The following is a 16,815-nucleotide window of genomic DNA, read 5'->3' as shown; positions in this document are numbered from 1 at the left end:
CTAGCCCACAGCTACCAGAAGACGCTCCAGATCCTCTAACCGGAAAGGCTTTACCAAATACTCGCTAAAGCCCTCTTCATGAGCCCGCTGTTGCTGCTCAGGCAAAGCATCAGCACTTACAGCAACAACCATTGTGTTAGCCGCAAGATTAGACTCACGCAGTGCCGCCATTATGTCAAAGCCGGTCATATCAGGCAGGTGAAGATCGAGCAGGATCAGATCCAGCTCTTCCCGCTCAGCAGCTGCAATGCCTTCAGCACCCGTAGCCGCTTCAATCAACTCAACATGCCCATAGCGCTGAATTAAGCCGCGAACCAGTATCTTGTTCAGCTCGTTATCCTCAACATAGAGCACTTTGAGCTGGCGTTGATCTGCACCTTCCCCTCCACCTGCTGAAGGAGTCATCCGAGCAACGTGATCACCACCTATCTGAGAAGGTGCCTCGGTCCGCGGTAAATAGAGCCGAAAAGTGCTGCCCTGCCCGAGAGTACTGCTATGGAGTCTAAGCTGCCCACCCATCAAATGGGCTAGGTGTTGTGAGACAACCAAACCGATGCCGCTCCCCTCAATGGTGCTGCGCTCCTGCCCTAACCTCTCGAACGGCTTGAAAAGCAGCGACTTGCCTACCTCATCAATACCGTAACCAGTATCTGTAACATCGACCGTTACCCAATCATCATCTTCATAACCGAGGGTAAGAGTTACACAGCCTCCCCTGCGGTTATACTTCACGGCGTTAGAGAGCAAGTTGACTAATATCTGCCGGGTTCGCACGGGGTCAGCTTCGACCCATACCTGGCCACCTATCTGTGCCTCAATCGTGATCTCATTTTCTTGCGCCTCACCCCAAACGAATGCCGTACACTGCTCGACGAGCGCTGTGAGCTCCTGCCGATCAGGATTGACAACCAGCTGTCCGGCCTCGATATGGGCTAAATCGAGAACTTCATTGACTAGGTCTCGTAAAAACCATCCCGCATGCAGCACATGCTGATAGTAACGCTGGCGAGTCTCGGCATCGGGCTCAGCATCGCCGCGTAGTAACTGCGTAAAACCGAGAATGGCGTTTAGAGGCGTACGCAGCTCGTGACTCATTGAAGAGAGAAACTCGGTCTTGGCCCGGCTTGCTGCCTCGGCCTCGGCCTTGGCCTGCAACAGCTCCTGGCGCGCTTGCTCGGCTGCGGTTACATCGGTCTGAATACCTAAATAGTGGGTTACCTCACCGTGCTCATCACGTATCGGGGCAACCCGCAAATGGTTAAGGAATGGAGTACCATCTTTGCGATAGTTGGTCAGGGTGACCTCAACAGCTTGCTGACGCTGCAGTGCATTGCGCATTACTGCCCTGGCCTCCTCGTCGGTATCCTGGCCCTGGAGAATGCGGCAATTTTCGCCGTATACCTCTTCGGCTGTGTAACCAGTCAAGTCGGTAAAAGCGCGATTACAATAGACTATAGGTTGATCATCGGCGGTGGCATCGGTTAACACCATACCTTCGGCAGCAGAATCCAGTGCCTGCGCCTGCAACCGCGTCTGCGCGACCGCTTGCCACCACTCTGTGACCTCCAAGGCGAGAGTGCATACGGCATCAAGTTGGCCACTATCTGGTTCTGCGAGGATAGGGATACGATATATCCATAGGCGCCGCTCACGCCCATCGATTACCAAGCTGCGCTCGACGACAGATGAGCCCAGCGTCTCGCGCACTTCACGGTCACCAGAGACCAATTCCTCTGCAGCTTCTTCCGGCAAAACCTCATGCGGATAAGAACCCAGCGCATCTCCAGGATCAAGCCGGAAAAAGCGCTCAAAGGCAGGATTTACAAAACGAAACCGGCCATCCTCGGCGGTAAAAGCAGCCAACAACGGAGCGTGACGCAGCACCCCAACCAAACGCGCCTGGCTCTCGCGTAGTCCTTGTTCAGCACGGATGACTCCGGTTTGATTAACCATAAACAGAACACAACCACGGATCACCCCGTGATGATCGCGATAAGGGTGAAGGCGCAAAAGGAACCCTTCACCAGCGGTGGTAATCTGCTCTTCCTCAGGTTTGCCCTGCTCGAGGACCTGCTGTACCCGCGGCACCAAGTCCTCTACATCTAAAGAACTACTTATTGCCGCAATCGGCATTCCGATCCGTTCGCCCTCAATCCCGAAGAAATTGCGCGCCGCGCTGTTCAGGCTCTTAACACAATGCTGCTCGTCGAGCACCAACAGCGGATCGCCTAGACTATCCATAATGTTATTAAGGTCATCATAGGCAGCCGAGAGCTCTTCACTGCGGCGGTTTAGCTCTTCGTTGACGGTAGTCAACTCCTCGTTGGTCGATTGTAGCTCCTCGTTACTGGTCTCCAACTCCTCGTTGGTCGATTGCAACTCCTCATTCGACGACTGCAACTCTTCGTTAGTCGACTGCAGCTCTTGATTGGCTCGCTCAAGCTCTTCAGTCATCACGTTCAAGTGTTCTCGAGTAGCAGTCAACTCAGCTTGCAGAGCTTGGATAACCCGCTGTGCGGCATCGTCTGCTTCTTCCAGATCAAACTCGTGCTCAAGGGCAGCGGCAACAGGCTCGAAAAAGACCAGATAGTGCACTGCATCCCCTGCGGCAGCCCCAGTTACCGGAACTACCCGCAGCCGCACCTGCTGCTCCATGCCAGCAACCGAGATCGGACTACCCTCCTGCACACAGCTCTCGCGATGGCTGCGAGCTAGCAGAGTGATGAAATCAGAGCGCAGCTCCTCACGTACCAACGATTGCGCCCCGAGGCTGATTTCACCATCGGGCAATCGCATGTACTCAGCAGCGCGATCGCTACGCAGCACCATTCCCGAGGCATCGACAAGGACGCTCGGCGGGGCATAGGCCTGCATAGTCAATTCCGTAGCCCTGTCAACCAGCCCCTGCTGCTTGCTGCGCCCAGCAGAGCGAGAATCAGTTATATTGCTCTGCGACCGGCGCGACCGACCGCCGAAGTTCGGCTGCACTGCCTGAACATCGTTGCGCCGCTGATAGAGCCGCTGCGCAGCATCAAGCGGGGTATAGAGATAATCACGTCCACTGATCCCCTCAGCTCGACCGAGAAAGAGCCGGCCGGATTGCCGTAGAGCGTAGTGGAATATCTCGAGAAGCCGCTGCTGAGTTTCAGGACGTAAATAAATCAATACGTTGCGGCAGCTGATCAGATCAAGGCGGGTAAACGGCGGGTCGTTGAGCAGATCCTGGCGGGCAAAGACCATGGCCTCGCGCAGCATCTTGACTACCCTAACCTGACCTGATTCACGGGCAAAGTACTTATTGACTATATCCGGGGGCAAATCCTGTACGGCCCCGGCCGGATAGGCCCCGAGGCGAGCCTCGGTGAGGGCCTCTTCATCAAGATCGGTGGCAAAAATCTGTACCGAGTAATTCGAACACTGCTCACCTAGAACCTCAAAGAGCAGAATCCCGATCGAGTAGGCCTCCTCCCCGGTAGCGCAGCCCGGCACCCAGACACGCAATTCGTTACCACAAGCGCGGTGCTGCACCATAGATTCGATAATCCGATGCAGTGACTGAAATGCCTCCCGGTCACGGAAAAACTCAGTCACCGATATAAGCAGCTCGCGGCAGAGCCGATCCATCTCGCTATCATCTTCGAGCAGGAGCCGCTCGTAAGCCTCCAAGTCGGCACTGCCGGTCGCCACCAAGCGCCGATGTAAGCGCCGCTGCAAGGTCGGCTCGCGATAGGCGCTAAGATCCATACGCCTACCGCGATATACCAGCTGGATAATCCTCTCTAGGGCATCACCGCCGCTAATGGCCTCCTCAACCTGCAACTCGCCTGCTGCCAACCAGCATAGCCGCTCGGCTATACCGGCCAATGACGGTACAGCATCGGCACAGCCAGTATCTAGCGCAGCCCGGGGCATACCATCATAGAGCGCGGTTTTCGGCTCCTGGACGAAGATAACGCCACCGGCGGCCTTGATCGCCCTCGCTCCGGCTGCTCCATCACTGCCGGTCCCGGAAAGCACGACCCCAGCACACGATTCAGCGCAATCCTCCGCCAACGAGCGAAAGAGACGATCAGCCGAGGGTTTCGGCATAATCCGATCGGGCGGCGGCGATAACCGAATGCGCCCTGCTTCCACGGTCACGTCATTATTAGAAGGGGTCACATAGACAGTGCCTGAGACAATCTGAGCGCCGTCCTCAGCGGCACATACTGATAGCTTCGCCTCAGTAGCCAGCAACTCAGGCAAGATGCTGCGGTGATGGGGGGAGAGGTGCTGAGCTACGATAAGGGCTAGGTCACTCTCCTCCGGCAAGTGGCATAATAGCTCGCGTAGCGCTTCCAGCCCCCCGGCTGAGGCGGCTACCCCGACTAGTAATGGTCCCTCACCGCTGTCATGCTGAAGGTTAAAGGGCGGGTTAGTCACCTTTCTCTGCCCTGTAAATAGCATTTTGAATTGTTGTATCTAAATCAGAACATGTTTTCACCCGCCTGGCAATACTTACCTGGGGGTGCCTCTAAAACTTCGCCGGCGCCACCATCTGCCCCGGTGTGGAGGTCTTGGCGCCAGGGATGGCGCCATGAAGCCTCCAGGGATGGATTCACGGCGTCCTCCACACCGGGGCAGATGGTGGCGCCGGCGAAGTTTTAGAGGTTCCCCTGGGGGAATCGCAACATTCAGCTATAAGACCTCCTCCACTGGGGCAGCTAAGCTCACCGGGGAGTTTTAGAGGTTCCGTTACGTGTGATTTTGGGCAGCACCACGGTTTTGCTAGACTCGGCGGACAAAATGGGGGTTGGAAGCCTGGAGCCAACAAGGATTAAAAAATATGAGTACGAGCGACAATAAGAGCAAGTCGTCGGACAGCGACTATGCCCTGCGCATGACTGAACACTGGCAACGCATCGGCGTTGCAAGCAGTCGCTTAGCCGCCGGTATCGCGCGTCGCCAGTTAACCGGCGACTTTTTCATGTTCCCCGACCCCATGCTGATAAGCCGCGCCTTTCAGCGCTTCGGCACTTCTCTGCTGGAGAACCCGCAGGAGCTGATAAAGCTCCAGTCCGAACTTATCAGTGACGGCTTCAAGCTCTGGCAAGAGAGCCTGTCACCGAACACCTCGGCTGAAACAGCCGACGGCGGCAAACCCGATCGGCGCTTTCAGCACGAGGCATGGTTCGAAAATACGGTCTACGATTTTATCCGCCGCAGCTACCTGCTTAATGCCAATCGCCTGCTTGAGACAGTCCAACAGGCCGATGATCTTGACCCCCAATCGAAGAAGATGGTCGAGTTTTATATGCGTCAGTACATTGATGCTCTATCACCGACCAACTTCGCCTTATCCAACCCGGCAGTGGCAGAAAAGGCTATCGAAACCGGTGGCGAAAGCCTCCTCAATGGCCTAGCAAATATCCTCGAGGACCTCGCCGACGGTGACGGCCAATTGCGCCTGCGCCATGTTGACCCCGAGGCATTTACGGTCGGTCAAGATATTGCTGCTACCCCGGGCCGGGTGGTCTATGAAAACCGTCTCATGCAACTTATCCAGTACAGCCCGACGACCGAAACCGTCCACGAGCGCCCCCTGCTAATCGTCCCGCCCTGGATAAACAAGTACTATATCCTTGATCTCAACGAAAAAAAATCGTGGATACGCTGGGCAGTAGCTCAAGGCCATACGGTGTTCGTTATCTCCTGGGTCAACCCTGGGGCCGAGCTTGCCGAGACCACTTTCGACGACTACCTCACCGAGGGACCGCTAACCGCACTTGAGGTTATCAACTCAATAACCGGCTCGCAGCAGGTCAATGCCCTCGGCTACTGTATAGGCGGCACCCTGCTGGCGACGACATTAGCCTGGCTAGCTGCCGGCGGTGAAGAGGATCGTATCTCTAGTGCTACCTTCCTGACCACTATGCTCGACTTCTCGGAGGTCGGTGAGCTTTCTGTCTTTATCGACGAGGAGCAAATCGCTCAGCTCGAGCAATATATGGCTAATAAGGGCTACCTGCAGGGCGCGATGCTCGGTCAGGCCTTTAATCTACTCCAGGCAAACGATCTGATCTGGGGCTACGTAATCAACAACTACCTGCTCGGCCGCGAACCGGTCCCATTCGATTTACTCTATTGGAATAGCGATAACACCTGCATGCCGGCGCGCATGCAGTCGTGGTACTTGCGCAATCTCTATCTCGAAAACCGCCTGCGCGAGCCCGCTGCCCTCGAGATCGCCGGGCGCCCGATTGATCTTGGCAAGATTAAGACCCCGGCCTACTTCCTCTCCACCGCAGCCGACCATATTGCCCCTTGGCAAAGCACGTACCGTAGTGCCCGCTTACTTGGCGGTCCGGTTCGCTTTGTACTCGGCGGCTCCGGCCACGTAGCCGGGGTAATCAACCCTGAGAACTCCGGTAAGTATGGCTATCGAACCCACAATCGCCTGTTGGCTGATCCGCAGCGCTGGCTCGATTCGGCTAAAGAGCACTCGGGCTCGTGGTGGCCGGATTGGCGCTCATGGGTATCTAAATACGCCGGCGATAGCGTTACTGCGCGCACCCCGCCGGAAGGAATCGAGCCGGCACCCGGGCGCTACGTTAAGGTGCGTGCACCGAAGGGTGCGATCTAGTGGGTCTGGACGCCCCCGCCACCGCGTGGCGGGGGCGACGGGGCGAAGCGGCGTGCTTGATGGGATAAGCAATTTGGCCTAGTGATTGCTGGCGATTGCTGAAAAATACCGTCGATAACTTCCCCAGCTAGCACTATATAAGAGTTACGAGGGTGCCCATGGAACAGAGCGTAATCCTACCCAGCGGTGAAAAGGTACCAGCCCTCGGTCAAGGTACCTGGCATATGGGCGAGCGCAGCGCCGAGCGCAAAGATGAGGTGGCAGCGCTCAAGGCGGGATTGGATGAAGGACTCAGCCTCATCGATACCGCCGAGATGTACGGGGACGGCGGGGCCGAGCGTGTTGTGGCTGACGCCATTGCCGGACGGCGCGAGGAGGTCTTTTTGGTTAGCAAGGTGTTTCCGTGGAACGCTAGCCGAAAAGGCGTTATTAGCGCCTGCGAGCGTAGCCTGAGGCGCCTAGGCACCGATCATCTCGACCTCTATCTGCTGCACTGGCGAGGGGGAGAGCCGCTCGCGGAAACCGTGGCCGGCTTCCAGGACCTGCAACGCGGTGGCAAGATCCGCTATTGGGGCGTCAGCAACCTAGATGCCGACGATATGCGGGAGCTCCATAAGGTGCCAGGGGGCGAAGGCTGCGCTACCAATCAGCTCCTCTATCACCTCAACGAGCGCGGCATCGAGTGGGATACCCTACCGTTACTAAGAGGTAGCGGCATACCAGTAATGGCCTATTGCCCTCTCGGCCAAGGTAATCTCCTAAAAAACCGGCGCCTAGAGCAGTTCGCAGAGCGCTATGGGATGACAGCGGCCCAAGCAGCCCTAGCCTGGCTGCTTGATCAGGGTGACATCATGGTGATACCTAAAACGCGCTCACCGCAGCGAGTAGCCGAGAACCGGGGCGCTCTAGAAATATCCTTTAGCGAAGAACAGCGTGCCGAGCTTAATGACGTGTTTCCGCCACCACAGGGGCCACGACCGTTGGCGATTGTGTGAGCCATTGCTGCGCCATTCATTGGTAAGCATGCTAATTTTAATTTGGTCGCTTCTAAAGTTTCCCTGGAGCCAGTTAGCCGCCGCTACTTTGGCCGTTTTTTTGTCCGCTTCTCTATAACTCATGGGCCAATTATATCAACATCTCTATTGAGATGCTCGAGACCCCCGGAGACAACCAGCGCCTAGCCGATGCAGTCAGCTGGTTTCGGGAGTTCGGATGCCTGGTGGCTCTGGATGATTTCGGTACAGGCTATTCCAACTTCGAGCGGCTCCTGGAACTGACGCCCGATCTGGTTAAACTCGACCGCTCCCTGATCCAGCGCGCCGTCGAGGAGCATGCCGAGGGACAGCGGAGAATCCTCAACAACCTCGTTGCCCTGATCCATGAGGCCGGTAGCCTAGTGGTGCTCGAGGGAGTCGAGACCGAGCATCAGGCGCTGACCGCCCTCGACGCCGACGTCGACTTCGTACAGGGATTCTTCTTCGCCCGACCGACCCTAGTTGGACCGCAGTCACCCCCGGATCTCGGCCTGGAGCCACTGCGCCAGATCACAGAAAAGTTCACTGAACACGCCCTCGAGGAGCTTACCCAGGAACGCTCTTTCCTGCGCCCTTACGGCCAGGCATTCTTACGCGCCGCTGCCCGCCTTGAGGCAGGCACCGGACTTCACGACAGCTGCGCGGATCTCCTCAAGATGCCTTATGTTCAGCGCTGTTACGTCCTCAACGGTCGCGGTGAGCAGGTCGACGAGCACGTGCTGCCCAAAAGGTGTGGCTACTCCGCCGATCCGGCGACCGCCACCGCCAGGGATAGACTCTTTGCTCAAGTCCCTGACCAGCGCTACCGCCCGCTCATCGACACCCAGGGCGGCAACTGGCTGCGCCGCCACTATTACCGGGATGCCTGCATGGAACTCCGACGCCTGAAGGTCTCACGCCCTTACCGATCCAGCACCGGCAACCACATCTGTGTCACGCTGTCGATCGCCGAAACACCACCCGCCGAAAGCAGCCCTTACGTACTTTGCTGCGACTTGCTCTGGCGCCCAACTGACAGCTAGCCCCCTCTGTAATTTACAGCGCTTGGAGTAATAACGGACCGGGCTGAACCCCCGTCAGCGGCAAACAGGGACCGAATGCGAGCCTGGACGTCCTCCGCCGCGGCCTTGGGGTCATCGGCATCGCGGATGGGTCGGCCCACCACGATGTAGTCGGCCCCTTTGTGGAAGGCATCCTCCACGTCCACGGTGCGTTTCTGGTCGTCGATGCGCTGGTTACTGCCCGGTCGGATGCCGGGGGTAATGATCAAGAAGTTCTCACCCAAGGACTTGCGAAGATCCTGGGCTTCCAGGCCGGAAGAAATGACCCCGTCGCAACCCACCTCCAGGGCCCGCCGGGCCCTAGACAGGACAATCTTGTTGATATCCGCCTCGAACCCCAGATCTTCCATATCCCCCTGATCCAGGCTGGTTAGAACCGTTACCGCTAGTATTTTTGTTCCGTTTTTTTCCCCTGCGGCCGCTTTCAGCATGGAGTCATTGCCATGCACAGTGGCAAAGTCTGCTCCATATTGGCGGAGCTGACGAACCGCCGAAGCAACGGTCTCAGGAACGTCGAAGAACTTCAGATCGACGAAGACCCGTTTCCCTCTCTCCCGCAGCCACTCCACCAGCTCGAAGTAGCCCCCGGCCATGAACAGCTCCAGGCCGAGCTTATAAAAGCTGACGCTGTCTCCGAGATGCTCCACCAGCTCTTTGGCCTGCTTGGTATTAGGGATATCTAGGGCGACAATAAGCCTCTCCTCAGGGGGGATAGGCTTGGAGGATTGTCGGTTAGCGATAGCCTCTGTTTCGACCATGGATATTTACTCTCAAAGGGTTACCTGAAATCGGTAAACTTCGCATTTTACTCCCTGCCTAGAAAAAAGGGAACGTCCAAGCCGGTCTAAACGCCCGATCTGGTTAAACTCGACCGCTCCCTAATCCAGCGCGCAGTCGAGGAGCATGCCGAGGGACAGCGGAGAATCCTCAATAACCTCGTTGCCCTGATCCACGAGGCCGGTAGCCTAGTGGTGCTCGAGGGAGTCGAGACTGAACATCAGGCACTGACCGCCCTCTACCCCGACGTCGACTTCGTACAGGGATTCTTCTTCGCCCGACCGATATCGACGCCCAGGGTGGCAACCGACCTAAAATCGCGACTTTAAGCGTAGCTGGCGAAATGTACTGGACCTGGTAACCTTATTACCTTGATACTGCACGGGTTGACTACGTGCTACCCAGGCCATCAAGTTGCTCCGGCCGGAGCTATCAAGCGACTTAAGACATAGGCTGTGGAGTCCATGGGGAAGGGGTGATGGACGCGGAAGGCAAAGAAAAGATCAAAGATGACAAAGAGATAAGCAGGATACCTGTGGGCGAGTTAAAGCCTGGGATGTATCTGCATGATCTGGGCTTAGATTGGCTACGGCACCCTTTTCTTACCAACAGCTTCTACCTCGATGCTCCTAGCATTAATAAGATAAGACAGCTCGGGGTAGATCACGTTTGGATTGATGAGAGCAAAAAGGTTGAGCAGGATAAAGTCGAAGAAAAAAATAGCGAAGAAGCTGTCCGGAGCAAGCAAGGCAAACGCCCGAAATCAAAGAAAGTCGTTCCTTCGCTAGAGCAGGCTCAGGAAACGACTCTTGAGGCAAGGGAGACTGTTCAGGAACTCTTTAGGGGAGTTTACCACCAGGAAGAGTTCCCTAACTTTAAGGGTCTACAGTCTACCGCAGATGAACTACTGACTTCAGTCGCCAACAACCCCGCAGCTATGCTGTCAGTAGGAAGACTACGCACCCGAGATGGCTACACTTATGAGCACAGCGTAAATTGCGGGGTTCTGATGATGATCTTCGCCAGCTTTTACGGCTTAGGCGAATACCACGTTCGAACCCTTGGCATAGCAGGTTTTTTGCACGATATTGGCAAAGTTCGGGTGCCCAACGAGATCTTACAAAAGCCGGGAGCGCTGACCGATGAAGAGTTTACAGAGATCAAAAAGCACTCTAGCCACGGCTACCAAATCCTTAAAGATACGCCGGGCATCCCTGAGAAGGCCCTTGAAGTCGCCCGCTTGCACCATGAACGCGTCGACGGCAAAGGTTATCCAGACGCCCTGCCGGAATCGAAGATCCCCTTCGAGGCGCGCCTTGCCGCGATTGTCGACGTTTACGACGCACTGACCGCGGTGCGCTGCTATAAGGACGGCATGACTCCAACGCAAGCGCTAAGGCAAATGATGGCCGAAGCAGGCGCGAAGTTCGACCAAAATCTCTTTAAGCGCTTTATCAAATGCATAGGGGTCTATCCACCTGGTTCGATCGTGAGACTGAGTAACGGGCAGCTTGGTGTTGTAGAGAACGTCAGTCGAGAGAACTCGGCCAAGCCGATCGTTCGTGTTGTCTACGACATTGAGCGGGAGGAACATATCGACCCCCCACGAGTGATAAACGTCAGCCGCGAGAATGGTCTGTCCGTTATTAGCAGCGAGTCCCTGACCGACTGGGCTTTTCTCGAGGAGCGGCTTCTCGTGAGCGGCAATTCTCAGGCGCATGTTAATGGCTAATTAAAATAATTTTTGCCACTAAGCTACCCCATAGGCAAGCGGGAACCTGTAAAGCTTCCCCGGCGCCATATTCTGCATTCGACCCTGGAATTCGGGCCCACCCGCAGGTCGCAGGGTATAACCAGTCGCGCTGCACGAACGCGATATCGCGCGCCCGGTGCCCACAAAGCTAGAACCTGCCGGCGATGCACTTACCTGTTTGAGTTTCCAGTGCTTCTACTGACAGGCCGGAGCCGAGCGCTACCGAAACAACTGGACATCTAGAATTGGTAGAGGAAATTCAGTGAGCCTGTTGAGTGCGATACCTCCGAGTCTCCATAAAGAGTGTCATCTTGGTCTGAAGTATCTCGCCCTCCCGCTACAAGATCAAAACCAAAGTTTTCCCACCTATAACCGATCAAAAGGCCAATATTAAAACCAGCAAAGCTCTCCTGCTCCCAGTCCTCCGTATAAAAACCGCCGCCAACTCCAAAGTTCCAGCCAGGTTCAAACGCGTTTGTGCTCAGCCACAGGTTGATAACTAACCCAGAAACATCCCATTCGGAGTGATCATCGTGGTTGATAGAATAGTATCTGATCTCACCCGTCCAATAATCGTGGAATGCTTGCCGTAAAACGATGCTAGGCCCGTCGAATTGCTCCCGATCAGTCTGGGTAGTACGAACTTGCACACGCTGCGCAAGCTGATAATACCCTCCCCCGATAAACGTCCGCCGGGGCTCGCGATCAGCGTCGTACGGCTCCTCTTCTGTCTCAGCAGAAGTCGTTTCAGGCTCAGCGCTCACCCCCTCCTCAACGTCTTCCTCATCGCTAACCTCAGCAAGCCGCTCATCTTCTAATTCAACATCCTTTTCTTCATCTTCACTATCATCTTCTTCTGAAGTCGCAACAGCATCGGTGTCAGATGCACAGACGTGGCCAATCACCTCCCGAGAAATATCCCGCTGAATCATCTTCGCGATTTGCTCTTCCGTACACTGGCCAGCTTCTACCGTCCTATCACCCTCCTCCAACCCTCTATCCTGCCTGTCTTGCCGCTCCTCTTCATCAGCTTCACCGTCCGCCGGAGAAGTGGCTCTATCGATCACCTCATCTGTAGCCCTATCCATCGCCCATCTTTGCAAGTCCCGTTCGTCAAACGCGGCGCATCCAACAACTAGGGCACTAGCACCTATCAACGAGATTGTACGCAACTCTTTTCGAGTCATGATTGCCTCACTGTTAGTTAGTGCAGCACACCTGCAAAGTCAGCCATGCCGATTGCGAGACATGCTCCGACAGGCAGAGTCGAAAAGCAAATGCGGCCGATTATCACCCCCCCCCTCCAACCAATTTAGGAATATACCAAGACGATTGATAATCATATTGATCAGCCAAACCTGCTTCTCAGGCGACTGTCCCTGTGAGATAGACTCAAGAAGCGCCATATCCGCCGCGCTAAGCCAATACTTGAGGCTCAAACCGAGCAGGGTCGTTCCTTCACTTGACATTTGCTTGTCAACACAACTCATTCAATCAAGCAAGCAAGTTATGCTCAATGCTTGTGATTTGAACGAATAATCAGGACGTCCGGGCGCTTCCAGCAATCTCACAGCGAGGCTCAGGAGCTCATCCCCGAGGTGACCCGTACCCTGCGTGAGACGCTACGCGATATCGTTTTTCTTGATCCGCGCCCGGCGCAAATGCGTGACTACGAGTATGCTGGCGACAAGCATCCCAAAGAGGACGGTAGTAATCTCTCCGCGGTGCTCTATCGGCTCTGTCAGGACCCAGCAGGCAAACAGGAACTACTGAGCATCATCCGCTCCTTACCCGAGCAAGAAATCACCGACATCCAGTTCATTGAGACTCCCCGTCAGGATGTGATGGTGAAACTAGAAGAGACCTTCGGCGAGCAGCAGCGTTTTGTTGATGCCCCGCTGCTATCCGACGGCACCCTGCGCGCGCTGGCCGTAGGCGCAGCGCTTTTGTCCGCGCCGGCGGGAGCGCTGCTGATCATAGAAGAGATCGACAATGGGGTGCATCCGAGCCGGGCAGATGCGCTGGTCAGGAAGATCCACGAAGTCGCCAGCCAAAGGCAGCTGCGCGTGCCGATGACCTCCCATAATAAGGAAGTGGTGCCGGGGGTGGGACTCGAACCCACATGGGCGAAGCCCACTCGATTTTGAGTCGAGCGCGTCTACCAGTTCCGCCACCCCGGCTTATGGACTTAATATATCACACACCGCATCGGCTTTGCATCAGCCATCCTTAGCCATCTTTGGTAATTCGCTCAATCAGTTCTTGCAGGACCTGATCGGCGCGGTCGGTATCGATTTGGCAAGTCCCGGCCGCTTCGTGTCCGCCGCCGCCGTATTCGAGCATCAACTCGCCAACATTGGTGCGAGAACTGCGATCAAAGATCGACTTGCCAACTGCGAAGACCGTGTTTTGCTGCTGATAGCCCCACATGACATGGATCGAGATATTGCACTGCGGGTGGAGCGCATAGATCATGAAGCGATTCCCCGGCCAGATCGTCTCTTCATTGCGCAGATCCAGAACCACCAAGTTATCATGGACGGTCGAGCAGCGCTTTAGCTGTTCCTTGAACTTAGCTTCGTGCTCAAAGTAAAGGTCAACCCGCTCCTGCACATCGGGCAGCTTGAGGATCTCATCTATGCTGTGATCCTTGCAGTAATCAATCAACTGCATCATGAGGTTGTAATTGGAGATACGGAAATTCCGGAATCTCCCCAAACCGGTGCGGGCATCCATGAGGAAGTTAAGCAGCACCCAACCGCGGGGATTAAGCACCTCTTCCTTATCAAACTGTGCGGCATCACCCTTATCGACCGCCGCTAGCATCTCGTCCCATTTCGCTGGGAAGGCATCATGCCCCCCGTAGTGTCTCCAGACCACGCGGGCCGCAGAAGGGGCATCGGGGTCGATGATATGGTTATCGCGCTGTCCCTCATTGCGGATCGTCTCAGATAGATGGTGATCAAAGGCCAGGTGGACACCCTCAACGTAAGGTAGATTGGTAGTTATGTCGCGGCTACCGATCTCTATCTTGGCATCCTGCATATCCTTCGGATGGACGAAATTCACGGTATCAATCATGTCCAGGTGTTTGAGCAGAACACCGCAGACCAAGCCGTCAAAGTCGCTGCGGGTGACGAGGCGGAATTTTTCGTTAGCCATCTATCTTCTCCGAGAGAGATCCATGCTTAATATGATTTTTGTCAGTTGCCATCTTACCAGATAATTCGCACAATCGCTGTGGAAATACCGCTAAGGTGGCGACCAGCAGCACTGCCTGCGCCCCTCGCTGCCTTGGCAGATCAATCAGCGCTTTAGCCTACAGGCTGACAGCGGCGGCGGTTTCCTGCCGCTGCTTGGGCCGACCATCCGCACTAGCGCCACGCCATCCTCTATCCGCACCAGGCGTACCGCAGCGCCCATCTCCAGCTCGCCCCTATCTTCTAGGGCAGCCGGTATCGGTACCCCTTCTTCACGCTCGATGAAAGGCAGCCCATTGACGTCGATACGCACATTTAAGATCTCGCCACTAACCGGCTGTTGCCGGCGCGCGTCCAGGCGGGGCAATATCTGCGGCATGAGCAGGTAAGCGAAGGCCGCGGCTAACGCCGCCACTACTGCTTCTACGGCTAGGCTGAGCCCGGCGAAGCTTACCAGAGCCGCAACAACAGCCCCCGCTGCTATAGATAGGGAGACCCCGCGAGCTCGCCGATCGCGATCCGAAGCAGCCAGCTCTATGGTCGCTAAAGCGGCGGCTGTTATCAGCCATAAGGGCCAGGTTGTCTCCATGGGCAGTTACCTTTGCTCACAAACCAAACGCAAGCCAAAGACCTTACGCTTTGCGCAGACGCAGCCCTCATTATAGTATTGGCTGCGGTCAATACAATATATATAGCATTTTACTTAGAAGCATAAAACTAGTGACAACAAGCTGGCGATGATTACAGCTAGGAGGAGCACATGCCAAATCTGAACCGCCGTCTGTTTATCGCGGCCCCGTGCCTGCTTACCCTTACCGCCTTCTCGGGCGGCGCCTCTGCGGCCGCGTTCCAGCTCCAGGAACAGAGCGCCTCGCTACTCGGCAGTGCCTTCGCCGGGCGCAGCGCAGACGCCCACGATATCAGCCACATGTATTTCAATCCGGCCACTCTCGGCGTCCACCTCGGCCACGACCCCGAGGCGGAAGTGGTCCTGAGTTACATCAGTCCGACCTTTGATTTTGAGGCTGAGGAGGTTCCGGATTTTAGCCAAGCGCACCCATCACAAGGCGAGATGCCCGGCCAACAATCCGCCGGCGGCGGCGAAGATGCCTTCGTACCGGTATTCTACGCCGCCACCGATATAATTCCAGGCCTGCGCTTCGGGCTCGGCATCAACGTCCCCTACGGCATGGAGACCGACTACCCGGAGGACTGGGTGGGACGCTACGACGCCGTCAACACCGATCTCATGACCATTGACATCAACCCGACGCTCGGCTGGCGAGTCAACGAGCAGCTCGCCCTCGGGGTTGGCCTATCGGCGCAGTATGCCGATGCTAGTCTTTCGAGCATGGTCCCTGAAAAGACCAATGAAATCAATAATGAACACGTCCCCACCCTAGAGACTGACGGCGACGGCAAATTGACCGTTGAAGGCGACTCCTGGGCGTACGGTTTTAACCTTGGAGCCCACTTCACACCCACTCATGGCACTCAGCTCGGCATCGCCTATCGCCACGGCATGGGCCACACCCTAGAGGGTGATGCGGATTATCAAGAAGGAGGGGCACATACCGACGGCAGCACCGACGGCGAAGCCGATCTCGATATCCCAGCCTCGGTTAACCTGGGCATAGCCCAACAGCTCCACCAACGCTGGACACTGCTCGCCGATGCAACCTGGACTCAGTGGAGCGATTTCGAAGAGCTAGCCATAGAAAAGGATGCCAGTATATTGCCCGATCATGTTGACAACGAGCCGGAGACCTACGACTGGGACGACACCTGGATGTTCTCCCTCGGCACCCGCTACGATCACAGTGACCAGTGGGACTTCCGCCTCGGTGTCGCCTACGATCAGACCCCTACCAGCGACCGCTACCGCACCCCGCGCATCCCCGATGAGGACCGCACCTGGGTGGCCCTTGGCGGCACCTGGCAGCCCGAGGCCGTTAGCAACTTAACCGTCGACTTCGCCTATACCTATATCTGGCTCGATGATGCAGCAATCACCTTGGCCGAAGATCTAGCAGAGCAAAACGCTATTAACGATCCAGTCGAAGGCGAATACGAATCCAACGTCCAGGTCTTCGCCGCATCGGCCAACTGGAGGTTCTAGACCAGCGGCCTAGCCTTTTGGGAACCTCTAAAACTTCGCTGGCGCCACCATCCGCCCCGGTGTGGAGGTCTTGGCGCCAGGGATGGCGCCATGAAGCCTCCAGGGATGGATTCACGGCGTCCTCCACACCGGGGCGGATGGTGGCGCCGGCGAAGTTTTAGAGGTTCCCTTTTGCCTAGCCTTTTACAAACAACGCGCAGGCCTACCGGGAGCCTCGGCAGCTCTAAACAGCAGCTGCCGAGCCCCCCC

The 16,815-nt window shown here is 56.2% G+C and carries 13 protein-coding genes, 1 tRNA gene and 1 pseudogene; 7 read left to right on the top strand and 8 right to left on the bottom strand.

All coding sequences use genetic code 11. The annotated features are described in order from the left end of the window. Together HH1059_RS05930 and HH1059_RS13940 are read right to left on the bottom strand one after the other, a co-directional pair. On the bottom strand, positions 1-4,422 hold the full coding sequence (locus HH1059_RS05930) for a chemotaxis protein CheB (protein ID WP_162549388.1): 4,422 nt from the start codon (positions 4,420-4,422) through the stop codon (positions 1-3). A 44-nt stretch (positions 4,423-4,466) separates the two neighbouring features. After that, positions 4,467-4,601, bottom strand: coding sequence for a hypothetical protein (locus HH1059_RS13940; protein ID WP_274521861.1), 135 nt, complete (start codon positions 4,599-4,601; stop codon positions 4,467-4,469). A gap of 224 nt (positions 4,602-4,825) precedes the next feature. On the opposite strand from HH1059_RS13940, the gene HH1059_RS05925 reads away from it, so the two are divergent. The 3 genes from HH1059_RS05925 to HH1059_RS05915 all read left to right on the top strand — a co-directional run bounded on the left by HH1059_RS05925 (position 4,826) and on the right by HH1059_RS05915 (position 8,678). After that, positions 4,826-6,622, top strand: coding sequence for a PHA/PHB synthase family protein (locus HH1059_RS05925; RefSeq protein ID WP_231902045.1), 1,797 nt, complete (start codon positions 4,826-4,828; stop codon positions 6,620-6,622). Between the two features lie 158 nt (positions 6,623-6,780). After that, positions 6,781-7,617: an aldo/keto reductase gene (locus HH1059_RS05920; protein ID WP_096409213.1), complete on the top strand. Its 837-nt coding sequence runs from the start codon at positions 6,781-6,783 to the stop codon at positions 7,615-7,617. Between the two features lie 152 nt (positions 7,618-7,769). Further along, entirely contained in the window at positions 7,770-8,678 is a 909-nt protein-coding gene (locus tag HH1059_RS05915; RefSeq protein ID WP_096409212.1) for an EAL domain-containing protein, read from the top strand. Here HH1059_RS05915 and pyrF read toward each other — a convergent pair. After that, on the bottom strand, positions 8,675-9,475 hold the full coding sequence (gene pyrF, locus HH1059_RS05910; RefSeq protein ID WP_197710740.1) for an orotidine-5'-phosphate decarboxylase: 801 nt from the start codon (positions 9,473-9,475) through the stop codon (positions 8,675-8,677). The genes HH1059_RS05915 and pyrF overlap by 4 nt on opposite strands. 99 nt (positions 9,476-9,574) lie before the next feature. Here pyrF and HH1059_RS05905 point away from each other — a divergent pair, with 99 nt between their 5' ends. Both HH1059_RS05905 and HH1059_RS05900 read left to right on the top strand, forming a co-directional pair. Beyond that, positions 9,575-9,823: an EAL domain-containing protein gene (locus tag HH1059_RS05905; protein ID WP_096409210.1), complete on the top strand. Its 249-nt coding sequence runs from the start codon at positions 9,575-9,577 to the stop codon at positions 9,821-9,823. 149 nt (positions 9,824-9,972) lie between these two features. Then, entirely contained in the window at positions 9,973-11,226 is a 1,254-nt protein-coding gene (locus HH1059_RS05900; protein ID WP_096409208.1) for an HD-GYP domain-containing protein, read from the top strand. A gap of 260 nt (positions 11,227-11,486) precedes the next feature. Here the strand turns inward: HH1059_RS05900 and HH1059_RS05895 are convergent, their stop codons facing one another. Further along, complete coding sequence (locus HH1059_RS05895; protein WP_162549387.1) at positions 11,487-12,434, bottom strand: hypothetical protein; 948 nt, start codon at positions 12,432-12,434, stop codon at positions 11,487-11,489. A 39-nt stretch (positions 12,435-12,473) separates the two neighbouring features. Beyond that, positions 12,474-12,716, bottom strand: coding sequence for a hypothetical protein (locus tag HH1059_RS05890; protein ID WP_162549386.1), 243 nt, complete (start codon positions 12,714-12,716; stop codon positions 12,474-12,476). A gap of 129 nt (positions 12,717-12,845) precedes the next feature. Here HH1059_RS05890 and HH1059_RS14070 point away from each other — a divergent pair. Next, positions 12,846-13,283, top strand: a pseudogene (locus tag HH1059_RS14070) (AAA family ATPase); the annotation flags it as partial. A 58-nt stretch (positions 13,284-13,341) separates the two neighbouring features. Here the strand turns inward: HH1059_RS14070 and HH1059_RS05880 are convergent. The 3 genes from HH1059_RS05880 to HH1059_RS05870 form a co-directional block, all read right to left on the bottom strand. Further along, positions 13,342-13,427 (bottom strand) — tRNA-Leu (locus HH1059_RS05880). A gap of 49 nt (positions 13,428-13,476) precedes the next feature. After that, on the bottom strand, positions 13,477-14,409 hold the full coding sequence (locus HH1059_RS05875; protein WP_096409203.1) for an exopolyphosphatase: 933 nt from the start codon (positions 14,407-14,409) through the stop codon (positions 13,477-13,479). A gap of 144 nt (positions 14,410-14,553) precedes the next feature. Then, positions 14,554-15,036 (bottom strand): hypothetical protein, encoded by a 483-nt coding sequence (locus HH1059_RS05870; RefSeq protein ID WP_096409202.1) that lies wholly within the window; start codon positions 15,034-15,036, stop codon positions 14,554-14,556. Positions 15,037-15,207: 171 nt separating this feature from the next. On the opposite strand from HH1059_RS05870, the gene HH1059_RS05865 reads away from it, so the two are divergent. Next, positions 15,208-16,566 carry an OmpP1/FadL family transporter gene (locus tag HH1059_RS05865; RefSeq protein ID WP_096409200.1) on the top strand — a complete coding sequence of 453 codons (1,359 nt, stop codon included), beginning with the start codon at positions 15,208-15,210 and terminating at the stop codon, positions 16,564-16,566. Positions 16,567-16,815: the final 249 nt, after the last annotated feature.

It is taken from the genome of Halorhodospira halochloris, assembly GCF_002356555.2.
Taxonomy (GTDB): domain Bacteria; phylum Pseudomonadota; class Gammaproteobacteria; order Nitrococcales; family Halorhodospiraceae; genus Halorhodospira; species Halorhodospira halochloris.
This window is presented reverse-complemented; position numbering and strand designations above follow the sequence as displayed.

Bases quoted from the DNA above. Each gene is read 5' to 3' on its own strand.
- HH1059_RS05915 (WP_096409212.1), top strand. From the start codon at position 7,770: ATGCTCGAGACCCCCGGAGACAACCAGCGCCTAGCCGATGCAGTCAGC.
- HH1059_RS05890 (WP_162549386.1), bottom strand. From the start codon at position 12,716: ATGTCAAGTGAAGGAACGACCCTGCTCGGTTTGAGCCTCAAGTATTGG.
- HH1059_RS05925 (WP_231902045.1), top strand. From the start codon at position 4,826: ATGAGTACGAGCGACAATAAGAGCAAGTCGTCGGACAGCGACTATGCC.
- HH1059_RS05865 (WP_096409200.1), top strand. From the start codon at position 15,208: ATGCCAAATCTGAACCGCCGTCTGTTTATCGCGGCCCCGTGCCTGCTT.
- HH1059_RS05900 (WP_096409208.1), top strand. From the start codon at position 9,973: ATGGACGCGGAAGGCAAAGAAAAGATCAAAGATGACAAAGAGATAAGC.
- HH1059_RS05870 (WP_096409202.1), bottom strand. From the start codon at position 15,036: ATGGAGACAACCTGGCCCTTATGGCTGATAACAGCCGCCGCTTTAGCG.
- HH1059_RS05895 (WP_162549387.1), bottom strand. From the start codon at position 12,434: ATGACTCGAAAAGAGTTGCGTACAATCTCGTTGATAGGTGCTAGTGCC.
- HH1059_RS05875 (WP_096409203.1), bottom strand. From the start codon at position 14,409: ATGGCTAACGAAAAATTCCGCCTCGTCACCCGCAGCGACTTTGACGGC.
- pyrF (WP_197710740.1), bottom strand. From the start codon at position 9,475: ATGGTCGAAACAGAGGCTATCGCTAACCGACAATCCTCCAAGCCTATC.
- HH1059_RS05920 (WP_096409213.1), top strand. From the start codon at position 6,781: ATGGAACAGAGCGTAATCCTACCCAGCGGTGAAAAGGTACCAGCCCTC.